This is a genomic window from Bacillus sp. sid0103 (assembly GCF_019219025.1).
Genome location: NZ_JAHUWN010000174.1, coordinates 1 through 255, shown reverse-complemented (window position 1 = coordinate 255; position 255 = coordinate 1). Strand labels below are relative to the sequence as shown.

Annotated in this window: 1 protein-coding gene; it reads right to left on the bottom strand. The window is 36.1% G+C overall.

Going from position 1 to position 255, the window contains the following annotated elements; translation table 11 throughout:
* Positions 1-255, bottom strand: a 255-nt coding sequence (locus tag KW850_RS33010) for a PHD finger domain-containing protein (protein ID WP_218351750.1), incomplete at both ends; no start/stop codon positions are given.

Here is a 255-nt window from a genome sequence, read left to right as displayed (position 1 = left end):
GTCCCTCGTTTGATTTCTTGGATAGCCTTGCGGAAATCAAAATCAGCATTCTTTTCATCATAGCTTAAAGTTGTCCGTTGGTTAGACGTTTCAGTACCAGGTACTGTTTCAAAACTTGCAGCAGCTTCCTTACTTGATAGCGTTTTTTCATTTTTTGCCTGGTTTTCCTCATCCGTAACTTTAGAATAATAACGATTAAATCTGACTGAATAAATCAATACATAGATAACGATTAGCGCAGCAAACAAATTTAGA